Source organism: Paenibacillus sp. AR247, from assembly GCF_002968895.1.
GTDB lineage: Bacteria > Bacillota > Bacilli > Paenibacillales > Paenibacillaceae > Paenibacillus_AQ > Paenibacillus_AQ favisporus.
This window is the reverse complement of record NZ_PCZT01000023.1, coordinates 144,268-157,844: the sequence shown is the minus strand read 5'-3', so window position 1 is coordinate 157,844 and position 13,577 is coordinate 144,268. Positions and strand designations below refer to the sequence as shown.

The window sequence follows — 13,577 nt, the reverse complement described above, 5'->3', positions numbered from 1 at the left end:
CCAGCGCCAGGCACTCGATACGTCCCAGGCGTCGTCGCCGAGTCCGGCGATCCACAGGTTGACGAAGTACACAAGCGAGATGCCTGTAACCGTTGCCAGCTGGTTTAATGCGACGAGGCGGCCCCGATATTTGGCCGGCGCTATCTCCGCATTATACAGCGGACACAAGGTGGAGGTAATGCCGATGCCAAGACCCCCGATCATCCGGGCAATAATAAACCCGCTGAACGTATTCGGTATGGCCGAGCCGATGGATCCGATAATAAAAAGAAGCGCTGCCGCAATGATGACCTTTTTCCGGCCGAACTTGTCGCTTAACATTCCGGAAAACAGCGCCCCGGGAATACAGCCGATGATCAAGCTGGAAACTGCCCACCCCGTCTGGAAATCGTTTAGATTAAAGCGCTTTTCCATGAAACCGATCGCGCCCGAAACCACGGCCGTATCAAAACCAAACAACAGCCCGCCCAATGCGGCTACGATGGACACCAGCGTCACGAACTTCATGCTGATCTTCTGGTTATCCTGATCGCTGCTATGTTCCAATGTAATTGAGCTCATATGTTATCCCTTCCATGTCATTTATTTGGATAGAATGAACAAAAGTTCAATGCAAAACTTCTTTAGTTCAATCTATTTGAATGGATGAAGTCCAAGAAATCATCACTAAAAACCTACATCCATTGTAACATGGGGGACCTTTGCATCCGCTTTCGATTCCCTTCACTTATTTGCGGTAGATCAGCATAAAATCGCTCCGACGACATCCTTAAAAGTCCGGACTAGCACAAATTCGACCTTCATCACAAATAAGTCCATGCCTGTATACAAGCATGGACTATTCTCTCATTGGTGCTGCACTCTATACTCGGACGGCGTGACGCCCGTCACTTTTTTGAATACCCGGCTGAAATAATTCGGATCCTTATACCCCACCTGGTAACAGACCTCCTTCATGCTGTACCGGCCGTCCTTCATCAGTTCCTTGGCTTTGTCAATCCGCAGCCGGGTCACATAGTCGATAAAGGTTTCCCCGGTCTGCTGTTTGAATACCTTGCTGAAATAGTACGGATTCAAATGGACATGCTCCGCCACATCCTCGAGCGACAGCTCCTCCTGAAATTTGCCCCGGATATATAGCAACGCCCGGTCCAGCATGTTGGTGGTCCGCTACTCCCGTTCTTCTCGGATTTGGCGGATCGCCAGCTCAACGTAGGCGCTCTCTCCGGCATCGCGGGATCCGTTGATCAGCTTCTCTGCATGCGTTCCGCCGGCGCCCGAAGCCTGCATCAGGTCTTCAAAGCGGCAGATGCCGCCCCCTTCCTGATCATACCTGGAGGCGAAAACCGCCTCGTAATAAGACCGCTTGATTCCTTCCGCCCGATTCTGGACGGTTCCGATGCCGACCGGAACGGCCATCCCGCACTGCTCCCTCAGCACGTCAGCCAACCGTGTGCCGAGCTCACTGGCGCCATCAGCCAACGCCGAGTCGCCAGTCTGCCTCGTTCCCAGCAGAAACAGGGCCATATGGCTGTGAATGAGCGAGCTGACGACCGTGCCGTAGCTGTCCTTCGGGGCTGCGTGCGCCGCCGTTTTTACGGCGTCGTACACCTTTTTCTTGGCTTCCCCTACTTCGGACAGTCCCAGCACCAAAGAACAGCCTTTGTCGACCGGGAGCTGCAAAATATCAGCCAAATGGCCCGTCTCCGTCTCGTTGACATGGCCCGACATCAGATGCAGCGCGATTTCCGTCTCGGCCAGTGGCAGCAGCTGGAAGAATTGCTCCCGCACCGCGAGCTCCTCATCGCGCTTGTGCTGCTCTTCCTCTAGCTCCTGCACCAGCCGGCTTAGCACGGACACGATCTGCTCCCTTTTGGCCGGCTTGACCAAATATTCGTGTACACCGAGGGAGATCGCCTGCTTGGCGTATTCAAAATTTTCATAAGCGGTGATGAGTACCATTTTGGCCTGCGGATGCTGGGTTTTAATTTCCTTCAGCGCTTCCAGCCCCTGAATACCCGGCATTCTCACGTCCATCATGACGATGTGCGGGCGGTGCTCTTCCGCCTTCTGTATGGCCATCCGGCCGTTCTCCGCATGGATCGTTTCAAACGTATCCGGCATCATCCGGTTCACAATCCATTCGATACCTTCCCGCTCCAGCGCTTCATCATCGGCGATCAGCAGACGATACATGGCCGTCCTCCTTTCGTGCGGCAGGGATGTTCAAAAGGACCGTCGTCCCCTTCCCGGGCTCGCTGACAATGTCAATCAAATCCTTCCTGTCATAAAACAGCTCCAGGCGCTTAAACACGTTGCGGGTTCCGAGGCCCGTCGAGTGCCCTGCGGGGTGCCGGGCTTCTCCGCCTCCCTGATCTCGCAGCCGCGGTGCGTCAGTATTCAGCAGCGACCGACGGACTTCCTCGCTCATCCCGATCCCGTTATCGGAAATGGCAATCCGTGTCCCACCCGGCATGGCAGAGACCGCAAGCCGAACCTCGGCCCCCTCTTCCATGCCTTCGATGCCGTGCACGAACACGTTCTCCAGCAGCGGCTGCAGCGTGAGCACCGGCACGAGTACATCCAGAGCCTTCTCGTCGATATCCGTGACGAACCGGATGCGGTCGCGAAAGCGGGCCTGCTGAATCGTAAAATACTCCTTCGCGTGCTCCACCTCATCGCGGAGCGGCACCGGCCGGTCCAGCTGGCGCAAATTGTAACGCAGCAGATTGGACATCGTGACCGTGAGATCGCTCGTCTTCTCGGCCCCTTCGATCAGCGCCAGCTTGGACAGCACGTTCAGGGAATTGAACAGGAAGTGAGGATTGATCTGATTTTGCAGCACCTCAAGCTCCAGCTCCTTGACGAGCCGGTCCTTTTCTAGCCCTTCTTTTTCCTTGCGGATCAGTGATTTCAAATTGTCCTGCATTTGCACGAAAGCCTCGGACAGAATCCAAAACTCGTCGCGGCTCTTCATCACCGGCGGTTTCACCTGCAGGTTGCCATCCGAAATTTGCCGGGCTGTCCGGGCCAGCTGCCGGATCGGTCTGGTGATGCGGAGGGAAATCCAGTAAGCCAGCAGGACGCTGATCAGCGTGCTGAATATAAACAAGGCGACGCCCCATTGGTTCATCCGGTCGGTCTGCGCCAGAATGCTCCGGTAGAGGGGCTGATAATAGCTCAGCTCCTGGTCGATCAGCCGGTACGCCTCTTCCTGGATGAAACCGGCCGTCTTCTCCGCCGCCGCATAGGAATTCGCATACGCCAGCGGCGTCTTGCCGTTTAATGCCTGCAAGATACCGGATTCCTGCGAAATAAACGTCTCCAGCAGGTTCCGGTAGCTTCGCACGCTCAATTCCGTGGACGGAATGGCGTCCTGGGCGTTCAATTCCGCCTGCAGCTTCTTGAGCTGGCTCTGATGCTCCTGATAGATTTGCCGGCTTCGCTCGCTCCGGTCCGTCAAATACACATTGACAGCGCTTAAATTGCTGCGGGTCTCCGCATCGATTTGTTTGTATAGTAATACCCGGTCCAGCATCATATTATAGCTCTGCTGAACGGTTCGTCCGCTTTGAAAAATAAAAAACGATACCGCGTTCGTCAGGACAAACAAGGCGGGGATGACAATCAGCAGCATTCGGCGCATGTTCATCGGCCGTCCACCTCCGCGTTCAGCACAGCCTTGTCCATGACGCTCGTTGGGATAAAATGCTCGGCGGCAAAGGATTGGCCGTGAAAATAATCGTTCAGGAGGCCGATCGACTGGGCCCCCATTTCTTTCGGAGACTGCACAATGGACGCCGAGATGTCGCCCTGCTCAATCCCCTGTCGGGTAATGGGCAGGTCATCAAAGCCGTATACGCGGATTCCCGTCCGGCCCGCTGCTTGAATACCCTCCACGATTCCGGCCGCGTCAAGGGAGCTGAAGCCAACGATCGTCTGGATGTCCGGGTGCTGCTTCAGCATCGCCTCGGCCTGCTTGGCTGCCCCGATCCGCGAGATGTTGGACGAGCGGACATCCACGATGGCGAAGCCGGGAGCAGCGGAAATCACTTGGCGGAACCCCGCCAGGCGCAGCTGCATATTTTCGGCCTGTTCGCTTCCGATCATGACGCCGATCTTCCCTTTGCCGGCCGCTTCCTTCAGCACCAATTCGCCCATTCGTTTTCCCGCCCCCAGGTTGTCGGTTCCCACGTAGGCCAGGCGGGAGCTGCCCGGTTCGTCTGCATCCACAGTGATCACCGGGATTCCTTGCCCTGTGGCTCTTTGAATCAGCGCATCGTAGTCCGGATCCACGATTCCCTGCACGAGGATGCCGTCGGGTCTGGATGAGATCGCCCTTTCCAGCAGCCTCATCTGCTCGGCGGGATTGATCCGGATCGGCCCGGTATAATCAATCCGCATCCCCAGCTTGTCCGCTGCTTCCTCCGCCCCCTGCTCCATTTCCCGCCAGAACGGGTTGTCGAGCTCCTGGGCGATCAGCACGACATGCTTAACGGACGGATCGTCGGCCCGCTGTAGCCGGATCTGTCCAACCAAATCACCGATGGTCATGGACGCGAGGAAGAACCGGACCAGAATATACGCAAAAATGAGAACAAGAACAATCAGCCCGAAGGGCCAGATTCGTTTGAGCATGAGCATCCCTCCTTAGCCCAAATGAGATATATCCGTAGAGATCGGCATTTTAACGTAAATGCTGCCTATGATATAGATTGAACTAAAGTTTTGCATTGAACTTCCTGTTATTTCGGCCCAATATGGTCCTATAACATTTCTAAATAGTATGCGGAAAACCAGCCGTCCCTATCATTGCCAAGACGTATGTCCCATTACAACAGTATAGCATTTGAATGAAAAGCCGCTGAATGGTTTCCGAATATTTTCTGAACGATAATGGAGAGTACCTGGGAAATAAAAAAGATGGCCCCATCTAGGGAGCCATCTACTTCTCAACTTGATTTATTGTTTCTTCGGTGCCAGCTCAACCGCCTGGCGGATCGCTTCCATCATGCTCTTCTCTTCTACGATCCCTTTACCCGCAATGTCAAAGGCGGTGCCGTGGTCTACGCTTGTGCGGATAATCGGCAGGCCGACGGTGATGTTCACGCCTGCGTCGAGGCCGAGCACCTTGACCGGTCCGTGGCCTTGGTCATGATACATGGCAACGACAATGTCGAAGTCGCCGCGGACGGTGCGGAAGAACAGCGTGTCCGCAGGCAGCGGTCCGACCACGTTGATGCCCTCGTCCTGGGCGCGCTGCACGGCGGGCACGACCTTCTCCTCTTCCTCGCCGTAACCGAACAGGCCGTTCTCGCCCGCATGCGGATTGATGCCGCAGACGGCGATACGCGGCTGAGCGATGCCGGACTTCGTCAGCGTCTCATGCGCCAATTGGATAACGCGGTATACGCGCTCCGGATTGATCATCTTCACCGCATCAATCAAGCCGACGTGAGTGGTGACGTGAATGACCTTGAGGTTCGGCGCCGAAAGCATCATGGAAAACTCGCTTGTTCCCGTCAGATCGGCCAAAATTTCCGTATGCCCCGGGTATTTGTGGCCGCCTTTATGCAGGGCTTCCTTGTTCAACGGAGCGGTGCAGATGGCGTCGATCTGCTGCTTCTTCGCCAAATCGATCGCTTTGGCTAAATACTCGAACGCCGCGTGGCCGGCTTCAGCCGATACCTGTCCAAGCGGAAGGTCCTCGCTAAGCAGATTCAGGTCAAGGCAGTAAACGGTGCCGTGCTCATAGTTCAGACCGCCGAGCTGGTCTTCAGTCACCGCTTCTACGTTCAGGCTGCTGTTGACATAAGCCTTGGCCCGGTTCAGAATTTTGGCATCCCCGATCACCAGCGGATGGCACAGGTCGTAAATCTCCTGGTTCTGCAGGCTCTTAAGAATAATTTCGGGGCCAACTCCGGCTCCGTCCCCCATCGTAATGCCAATGACAGCTTTGGTTTCGCTCATTTTCATTCATCCTCTCCACTCATATAGATCAACGCATTCATCAAAGAACGCTCGTTACCAAATCCTCCGGCCTTCGTTACAGCCCAGTACTCTCTTGTATCCGCTCCGCCGCGCAGCTTCCCGAGCGGAAGCCCAGCCTCCACTTCGGTGCAGAGCTGCATCTGGTTCATGTTCAACTGATTGCACACCGCCTTGGCGGTATCGCCGCCGGTCAGAATCAGGCCGTTAATGTCCTCGTATGTGCCTAAAACCTCCCGGGCGATCGCCCCGAGCTCTCTGGAAATCGTCTCGCCGATTTCGGTTTTTCCGAGGGAGAGCTCGGCTTCCAGCCGCTTCGTCGCTTCTCTATTGTTGACCGACGAATCGACAAACAATACAAAATGCTTCTTGTCTGCTTCCTTCGCCAAGGCCGCCATGACGTCCGGCAGAGCGTACGTGCGCTTGATCAGCTCCACCGGGTCCAGCTCTACAAAGCAGGTATCCGGCATCGACCGCACGTTCTCCAGCTGCTGCTTGGTCACCTGCGACAAGCTGGCGGACACGGTCAGCGTCTTGGCGACCCGGAGCCGGTCCTCCGGACGGTCAGCGCTTCGCTCCAGCTGAAGCGCCTCCGGCAGGTACTCGATCAGGCCGGCCGAACCGGCCCATACCGTCTTTTTACCCGCCCGGGCAAAAGCCTCGGCAATCTCTTGCAGATCTTCATCCGTCGCCGCGTCGCATATAAACCAGGTCCGTCCCGATGCGGTATGTTCCTCGATCGTCTGCATCAGCCGTTCCGCCGGTCCATGCAGCTGCGCAAGGTCGATCAGGACGATGCTCTGCTGACCCGCATACGGCCGGAACAGATTCGCGATGAAGCTGTCCTTGACCGGCGTTTTGGGATCGCGACCGAATTCGGTCTCCGAGACGCGCTGCCCGTGGACATGCTGATAACCGTCAAGGGTTTGACGGTTCATCTTCGGATACGCCGGGGCAATCACGACCACTTCCGGCTGATGAACGGAAACGACGGCTGCCAGCTCGGCAGCCACGTTCCCCCGTAAGGTCGAGTCCATTTTTTTATATACTTGATGATACCCTTGCTGATAAAACAAAGTGCTTGCTTTAGAAACGTTATCGTATGCTTCCTGCTCACCTGCCGCCCGGGTGTCCGTATCGATAATGGCAACATCCCCGTTCGGCTTGGCCGGAGCCGCTTGGGAATCGAGATACACGGTTGACGTGATCCCGATCTTGGACAGCTGCACGCCGGCATCGTTAGCTCCCGTCAAATCATCTGCGATAATGTACATATGCTGCATGTTGAACGACTCCCTTACTTGATTCCTTGTCCGTGCCACTTACGCCTGTGAACTCCGCCGCTGCGCCCGTCTTGCGAACCAGGTCGTCAGAAGCGGGGTCAGAATCGCCGTCACAATGACGCATGCCGTTACCTGGAGTGTTGCATCCGCAGCAATGCTGCTGTAGCCGGAGTACACCGCGGCAACCGCCATCGGAACTGCCGAAGCGTTACCCGCTGTAGACGATGCCGCAATCCCGGCCACGCCGTCGCCGCCGGTCAGACGGTCGATCAGGAACAGGACGATGCCCGTGATCACGACAACACCAATCCCGAGAATGACACCGGAGAATCCGGCTTTGACCACGTTGGTCAGGTTAATACCGGCGCCGATCGCAAGCGAGAAGAGCGGGATGATGACATCCTGTCCCTTGCTCAGAAACTCGCGCATCTTCTCGTCGAGGTTCCCGAGGATCATGCCGAGCAGAAGCGGCAGAAGGGCAAAGACAAACGCCATAATCGGGAAGCTGGCCAGGCCGGCGACACCGAGAATGAGCATCGTAAAGAACGGGCCGGATTCAAGCGACATGATCGAATACGCGGCGACGTCTTCCTTTTTCTTGCCGAGCTGTCCCATTAGCGCCATGTACAGGCCGCCGTTGGTGTCGGAGAATGCTGCGATGATGGCCAGAGCCGACAGCCCCAGGAACAGATTGTCTGATCCGGGAAAATCGCTTTGATCAACAGGGCGATCAGGAAGGTCAATCAGGGCGCCGATCAGCAATGGGATCAACATCATCCCGCCGGGGACTTTGTCAATGGCTGCCTTTATTTTCATGGCTGAGTCATCTCCTGTGTTGTAAATTTAAACAGTTCGTTTTGTAAAAGCGATTACATAAACGATTACATCGATTATGATAAACGTTTACAAAAAATAATGCAACACTTTTTAGCTAAATAAAATTCATTTAACCAAAAGTGTTGCATATTTAAACAACAATGAAGAATCCAATATCAGTCCTTAAGCTTTCTCCACAATGTCGACCGGTTGATGTTCAGGCGCTTCGCCGCTTTGGTCTGGTTAAAGCCCTCCTGCTCCAGCACTTTCTCAATGATCGCCTTCTCAATCTGTTCCAGCGTGCCGTTCAGCAGTTCTCCGCCAATCGCTCCGGCAGCCTCGCCTTTTCGCTGCAACAGCTGTTCGATCAAGGCGTGCTCGATGACGTACCCTTTCTCCAAAAGCACCGCCTCCTGAAGCAGCGCCCGCAGTTCCGATACGTTGCCCGGCCAGCTGTAGTCCATCAACAGGGCCAGCCCTTTGTCCGTCATTTTAATGGCCGAGGTGCCCTGCGTTTGGTTAAAGTACAGCAAAAACGAGGTGACCAGCTCCCGGATATCCTCTTTTCGCTCCGCCAGCGCAGGAACATGGATCCGGACGATTCCGTCCTCATAGGCTCCCCATAAATGCTGCTCTTCAACCATCGAGAAGATGAGGGTGATTCCCTTTCCCTGAAAAGCGTCCATCCTCCGCCACAGCTCGGCCCTCAGGCTGCTATCCATCATATCGAGCGCGTGGATATGCAGCGTCTTGATCTCTGCGTCGACTTCGTCGGGCTCCAGGGCCAGCATATCCGCAGCCTGGACGGAGGCGAGCAGACCCTCCCCGCTGAACTTGCGGTCATGAATATAACGCGCGATCAACTCCTTGCCGGCCCCCCTCGGCCCGATCAGGACGAACCGGGATGCAGAAAGGCACCGGTCGATCATCGACAAACAAGCGTCCATCGCTTCGCTCTGATGAATGATCAGCGGCGGCGTGCCCGTCTTCACCTGCAGAACCGCCTCGGCCGGCGAATCCATATGGACGCGCGAAAATTCGCACACCAAATAAGCCCCATTTTCCACCGTGACCCGGGTTTTGACGATCTTCAGCGGCCTGCCTTCCGCATCGCTCGCATGGCTGGTCTCCCGGACCGCCGCTGTCTCCCGGAAAGCGTGGTGATCCAAGCCGGCATGCGGAACGGGACGGGAATCGAAATGCTTCCACTGCTCGTACACGACCTGCCCGTTCTCCGATAGAACCATTACATCCCCTGCCGTGACCTGCAGCACAGCTTTGAGCCGTTCGATTTCCAGCCGGTTCTTCATCATCCACCGGGAGACGGTCTTCGCCTCCTGAAAGGCATCAAAGATCGCTTCGCGCCCGGACTGGATCAGAATACCCACAAGCCCCAGCCGGGACGCCGTTTCGAAGGTCACCACATCCCCCATAATCAGCTGGTAGCCTTCCTCCTTGAGCTTTCTGAGCAGGCTCTCCGTCTCGTCCTCGTCATGAATCGTGAAGATATCGATCGGAATTTCCAGCAAATCGATGATGGCCTTGGCGCCGAGGGTGATGGCGGGAAAGCCGACAATCGCCTTTTTCCGTGGAAAATCGTTCGCCAGCGTCAATACCCGCAGCATGTCATAGCCGGATACATGCACGTCGACGACGGGAATATCGACGGCCTCCCCGATCAGCTTGGCCGTTCCGCCGCGGCTGATGATGACGTCGACCCCTTCGGCCTCCGCCTGCTTGGCGATGGCAACCCCTTCTTGAAGATTTCCGACCCGGATCTGAAGGTCCAGATCCTTCTCTTCCGCACGGCACGTCTCGATCAAGTTTTCCATGGCTGCATATGGAGCTATAAACAGGGCTTTTATTCTCATCTGATCCCACACCTATATTCCTTTAAGATTGTAGTTCAGTCATAGCACATAATCGGGTGGTATGCAATTTTAGTCTTGTCTGCCGGTAGTTTGGTGAAGGCGACGCCAGGAAAAGGTCATTTTATGGAGGAGGGAATTCAGAGCCAGCAGCTGCAGCCGCGCTTGAAAAATACGGCGCAAGCCAATGGATCAGCCTGCGCCGCAAAGTACTTTCTTCCTTTTTTCTCTATACTCTCGTTATGATATCCCGAGTACCAGAATGTGCTGCGGACCCGCCCGGCCCGATCCGGGTGCGTCCCTCATCACGGAAACCTGCTTTGAGATAGACATGACGCGCGGCAGTGTTTCTCATATTAACGGCAAGGACCACTTCATCGGCCGCCGGGAAATGCTGTTTGACAAACTCCTTCAGGCCGAGCAGAGACTGCGTCGCGTACCCATGTCCCTGGTGCCTGTGATCGATGGAGAAAGCCCGCAGCAGCAGGGCATTGGGGTTGTCCGAGTACTGCCCCCGGTCTTCCCCTGCATCCAGAATGAAAAAGCCGATCGGCTCTTCATCCCCCAAAATGACGATCGGATGCCGCTCCTCCCGCTCCAGTGCGTTCTGTATGACTTCAAACGGCAGTGCGGTGAATTCATGCTGCTCCTCCGGCAGCGTAAAAGCTTCAAGTCCAGCCTCGTGATCCCGGTGATATAAAGCGAGCCGGACGTTATTCATGGTGTTTTTCATCGGAGTCTCCTTGGGCCATGTCTTCATAAAGGCCGATTTTCCGGTCCAGCATAGCCTCGTATTTCTTAAACCGGGCCATTTGCTCCTGGACGTTCTGACGTTGTTCCCGAAGCCGCTCCAGCCGCTCCTGAATGGTGGTCGCGTGGTTGACGAATTGTTTAATGTCAGCGATGCCCATCCCCGTTTCCCGCAGGCAGCAGATGAACTCCAGCGCTTCGATATCCTTCGCTTCGTACAGGCGGATGCCGCTTTCGTTGCGCTGAACGCCCGGCATGATGCCTTCTTTTTCATAATACCGCAGCGTATGGATCGACAAACCCGTTTGGGCCGACACTTCCCCGATCGAGTAACTCATGCCTCCAAATCCCTCCTAAGCGAAAAAGCCCACCTGACGACAGGTGAGCCATGGTTATTCGTATTATAATTCCTGCCTGGTGGGCCTTACAATGATTTCATTGACGGCCGTTTGCGGCGGCTGGGATATGGCGTAGGCAATAGCGTTAGCGATGGCCTCCGGGGTTAAGGCGATGTCCATGGAAGCTTCGATGTCCCGCTTCACTTCTTCGTTCGTAATCGTGTGCACCAGCTCGGTGTCGACGCCTCCCGGACAAATAATCGTCGTGCGGATGTTATTGTGTGCTTCTTCTTGGCGCAGTGCTTCGGTTATTGCCCGAACGGCGAATTTGGTGCCTGAGTAAACCGCCCACGTTTTGCGGACGATGTGCCCGGTCACCGACGAGACGTTGATGACGTGCCCCTGCCGGCGCTCCCGCATATGCGGCAGCACCGCCCCGATCCCATAGAGCACTCCCTTCACGTTTACATCGATCATCCGGTCCCACTCTTCGATCTTCTTCTCGTGCAGATAAGACAGCGGCATGATCCCTGCATTATTCACCAGCACGTCGATTTGTCCGTATGTGTCAAGGGCGAGCCGGGCCAGCTCCTCCATCTGCGCCTGCACGCTCACATCCGTCACTTGGTAGATCGCCGTACCTCCTTCCTGCTCAATCGCCGACTGCAGCTGCTTGAGCCGATCTCCGCGCCTTGCTGCGAGCACCATTTGGGCTCCGCTTCGGGCGAGGACCCTGGCCGTTGCTTCTCCGATACCGCTGGAGGCTCCTGTTAAAATAACCACTTTTCCTTGCACCGCGTTCATGATCATGAGTACCATCCTTTCTTTACGGGTAAGATGGTTCCCAGTATAGGACCTTGAGCGCGCTCTAGGTCAAGGCTTTCTGGTCATAGGAAAAAGACAGGTGTTTAACATATCGAATCCAGCGGTTTGGGTTTATCCCGCTTGAATTTGGCTCCACATCGTCACCATATCGATCCAGCCGCGATGTTCCGTGATTTTGCCATCCCTAAGGCGGTACTGGCGGTACAGCGTCACATTCATCGTGCGTCCGGTCGGTGCGGTGCCGAAGAACACGCCCTGATGGGTGCCCCGGACCGTCATTCGAACGAGAACCTTCTCGTCCTCGGCGATGATTTCCTCTACCGTATACTGCTTATCCGGAAAGGCCTCCAGGATTTTGGCGGCAAACTGCTTCAACCCTTCTTTCGATTGATAGCTGAGCTCCCGGTAATCTTCAGTCGTAAACGTATCCGCTGCACTCAGATCGTTGCTGTTCCAGAACGCCTGAATAAAAGCTTCAACCACCTCGGTATTTTTTTGCTCCATCGTTGTCATAAGATCCATCTCCTCTAATTTATATTTGCGTATCATACAGGTCATGTCAGGCACCAGCTTGCAGCTGGGGGAGCAGCGTACCGGTGTCATACCATCCGAAGCGATGAACGATCCGCCCATCGTTCACCGTGAATTCGTGGAACTGCGTGATCCTTACCGTTTTTCCCGTAGCGGGAATTCCTGCGAATATCCCGGTGTGCTTGCCGGTAATGACCACCCTTGCGATGACCTTCTCTCCCTGGACCATCACGTCATCCACTTCGTATTGCCGTTCCGTAAATGCCTCTTCCAGTTGACCGATAAATGCTTGCCCCGTTTGGCTCAGTGTCCCTGCCTTCCATGCCTCTTCGATCCATTTTACTGCCGCTTCCACCTGCTGCTGCCGCGTTGTGTTCATAACGATCCGTCTCCTTTTTGTTGGTCATATTCAAAATACTCCGGCGCACTCGTCTAATGGTTGCAATCATATCGTTACCGTTTGGTCACATATTGTGCAAAAAAATATGCTGTCTCTCCGGTCACCCCTGCCGTCTCAGCGGAAAGCAGCCGGGTCATCTTTATAAATGGTCCAAGAACTGTGGTGACCCGTTCTCTCACTCCTGCATCCAAAGGCGTGCCATCCGGGCCAAATTCGTTCGAACCGTACCCTACGGAAATCCATTCCGGGCAATTGACGCCATGCAGGTTGCGGACGATCGTCTGCAGATGCGTCAGCGAGCTGATGCCAAGCGGTCCGCCTGCCGAGCTTACGGAAAGAACCGGCTTGCCTTCCACATGTCCAGGCGTCAAATAATCCAGGGCGTTCTTCAGTACACCCGAGATGGAGCCGTGGTATTCCGGTGTGGCCAAAATCAGCGCATCCGCATTAATAATCTCATTTTGCAGACGCACAGCCCCCGGATTTTGCCCTGCTTCCGGCGAATACAGCGGCAGCTGGAGCTCCCTCATGTCCACAAACGAAACCGTAATTCCGCTGCTGACCAGTTGGCTTTCCAAATAACGAAGGAGCCTGGTGCTTACGGATCCCGCATCGTTGCTTCCGGCAATCAAAGTCATTTTCATTTCCTACATCCTCCTTTGGATTCCCCGGCGCTGCATCAGCACTCAAACATCTGCCGGCTGACAAACGATTTGGGGTATGATAATATGTGACTATATTGTCACTCTTGATGGGATTATAATACGTTACTATATGG

General features: G+C 55.2%; 15 protein-coding genes. All 15 read right to left on the bottom strand.

What is annotated here, in order from left to right:
* Nucleotides 1–561: MFS transporter (locus tag CPT76_RS29740; RefSeq protein WP_146116475.1), on the bottom strand; the 561-nt coding region annotated here is incomplete at its 3' end.
* A 285-nt stretch (nt 562–846) separates the two neighbouring features.
* Entirely contained in the window at nt 847–1,158 is a 312-nt protein-coding gene (locus tag CPT76_RS41685; RefSeq protein WP_308737691.1) for a helix-turn-helix domain-containing protein, read from the bottom strand.
* Nucleotides 1,159–1,170: 12 nt separating this feature from the next.
* Complete coding sequence (locus CPT76_RS29735) at nt 1,171–2,196, bottom strand: response regulator (protein WP_308737690.1); 1,026 nt, start codon at nt 2,194–2,196, stop codon at nt 1,171–1,173.
* A complete protein-coding gene (locus CPT76_RS29730; protein ID WP_105445437.1) occupies nt 2,171–3,652 on the bottom strand; it encodes a sensor histidine kinase in 1,482 nt (493 codons plus the stop codon). The genes CPT76_RS29735 and CPT76_RS29730 overlap by 26 nt, the downstream gene beginning before the upstream one ends.
* A complete protein-coding gene (locus CPT76_RS29725; protein WP_105445436.1) occupies nt 3,649–4,638 on the bottom strand; it encodes a sugar-binding protein in 990 nt (329 codons plus the stop codon). Before CPT76_RS29725 ends, CPT76_RS29730 begins: the two co-directional genes overlap by 4 nt.
* A gap of 324 nt (nt 4,639–4,962) precedes the next feature.
* Entirely contained in the window at nt 4,963–5,970 is a 1,008-nt protein-coding gene (pdxA, locus tag CPT76_RS29720; protein WP_105445579.1) for a 4-hydroxythreonine-4-phosphate dehydrogenase PdxA, read from the bottom strand.
* Between the two features lie 2 nt (nt 5,971–5,972).
* Complete coding sequence (locus tag CPT76_RS29715; RefSeq protein ID WP_105445435.1) at nt 5,973–7,271, bottom strand: four-carbon acid sugar kinase family protein; 1,299 nt, start codon at nt 7,269–7,271, stop codon at nt 5,973–5,975.
* A 39-nt stretch (nt 7,272–7,310) separates the two neighbouring features.
* Entirely contained in the window at nt 7,311–8,087 is a 777-nt protein-coding gene (locus tag CPT76_RS29710; RefSeq protein ID WP_105445434.1) for a 2-keto-3-deoxygluconate permease, read from the bottom strand.
* Nucleotides 8,088–8,263: 176 nt separating this feature from the next.
* Complete coding sequence (locus CPT76_RS29705) at nt 8,264–9,958, bottom strand: sigma-54-dependent transcriptional regulator (protein WP_105445433.1); 1,695 nt, start codon at nt 9,956–9,958, stop codon at nt 8,264–8,266.
* 226 nt (nt 9,959–10,184) lie between these two features.
* A complete protein-coding gene (locus CPT76_RS29700) occupies nt 10,185–10,688 on the bottom strand; it encodes a GNAT family N-acetyltransferase (protein WP_258168943.1) in 504 nt (167 codons plus the stop codon).
* Nucleotides 10,669–11,043, bottom strand: a complete 375-nt coding sequence (locus CPT76_RS29695) for a MerR family transcriptional regulator (RefSeq protein WP_105445432.1) — start codon at nt 11,041–11,043, stop codon at nt 10,669–10,671. The genes CPT76_RS29700 and CPT76_RS29695 overlap by 20 nt, the downstream gene beginning before the upstream one ends.
* Nucleotides 11,044–11,106: 63 nt before the next feature.
* On the bottom strand, nt 11,107–11,847 hold the full coding sequence (locus CPT76_RS29690) for an SDR family oxidoreductase (RefSeq protein ID WP_105445577.1): 741 nt from the start codon (nt 11,845–11,847) through the stop codon (nt 11,107–11,109).
* Between the two features lie 132 nt (nt 11,848–11,979).
* Nucleotides 11,980–12,381, bottom strand: coding sequence for an ester cyclase (locus CPT76_RS29685; RefSeq protein WP_105445431.1), 402 nt, complete (start codon nt 12,379–12,381; stop codon nt 11,980–11,982).
* Nucleotides 12,382–12,427: 46 nt separating this feature from the next.
* A complete protein-coding gene (locus tag CPT76_RS29680) occupies nt 12,428–12,778 on the bottom strand; it encodes an ester cyclase (protein ID WP_105445430.1) in 351 nt (116 codons plus the stop codon).
* Nucleotides 12,779–12,852: 74 nt separating this feature from the next.
* On the bottom strand, nt 12,853–13,443 hold the full coding sequence (locus CPT76_RS29675) for an NADPH-dependent FMN reductase (RefSeq protein WP_105445429.1): 591 nt from the start codon (nt 13,441–13,443) through the stop codon (nt 12,853–12,855).
* Nucleotides 13,444–13,577 lie beyond the last annotated feature (134 nt).

Coding starts and splice junctions, on each gene's coding strand:
- pdxA (WP_105445579.1), bottom strand. CDS start 5,970: ATGAGCGAAACCAAAGCTGTCATTGGCATTACGATGGGGGACGGAGCC.
- CPT76_RS29710 (WP_105445434.1), bottom strand. CDS start 8,087: ATGAAAATAAAGGCAGCCATTGACAAAGTCCCCGGCGGGATGATGTTG.
- CPT76_RS29675 (WP_105445429.1), bottom strand. CDS start 13,443: ATGAAAATGACTTTGATTGCCGGAAGCAACGATGCGGGATCCGTAAGC.
- CPT76_RS29730 (WP_105445437.1), bottom strand. CDS start 3,652: ATGAACATGCGCCGAATGCTGCTGATTGTCATCCCCGCCTTGTTTGTC.
- CPT76_RS29715 (WP_105445435.1), bottom strand. CDS start 7,271: ATGCAGCATATGTACATTATCGCAGATGATTTGACGGGAGCTAACGAT.
- CPT76_RS29735 (WP_308737690.1), bottom strand. CDS start 2,196: ATGTATCGTCTGCTGATCGCCGATGATGAAGCGCTGGAGCGGGAAGGT.
- CPT76_RS29700 (WP_258168943.1), bottom strand. CDS start 10,688: ATGAAAAACACCATGAATAACGTCCGGCTCGCTTTATATCACCGGGAT.
- CPT76_RS29695 (WP_105445432.1), bottom strand. CDS start 11,043: ATGAGTTACTCGATCGGGGAAGTGTCGGCCCAAACGGGTTTGTCGATC.
- CPT76_RS29680 (WP_105445430.1), bottom strand. CDS start 12,778: ATGAACACAACGCGGCAGCAGCAGGTGGAAGCGGCAGTAAAATGGATC.
- CPT76_RS41685 (WP_308737691.1), bottom strand. CDS start 1,158: ATGCTGGACCGGGCGTTGCTATATATCCGGGGCAAATTTCAGGAGGAG.
- CPT76_RS29705 (WP_105445433.1), bottom strand. CDS start 9,958: ATGAGAATAAAAGCCCTGTTTATAGCTCCATATGCAGCCATGGAAAAC.
- CPT76_RS29690 (WP_105445577.1), bottom strand. CDS start 11,847: ATGAACGCGGTGCAAGGAAAAGTGGTTATTTTAACAGGAGCCTCCAGC.
- CPT76_RS29725 (WP_105445436.1), bottom strand. CDS start 4,638: ATGCTCAAACGAATCTGGCCCTTCGGGCTGATTGTTCTTGTTCTCATT.
- CPT76_RS29685 (WP_105445431.1), bottom strand. CDS start 12,381: ATGACAACGATGGAGCAAAAAAATACCGAGGTGGTTGAAGCTTTTATT.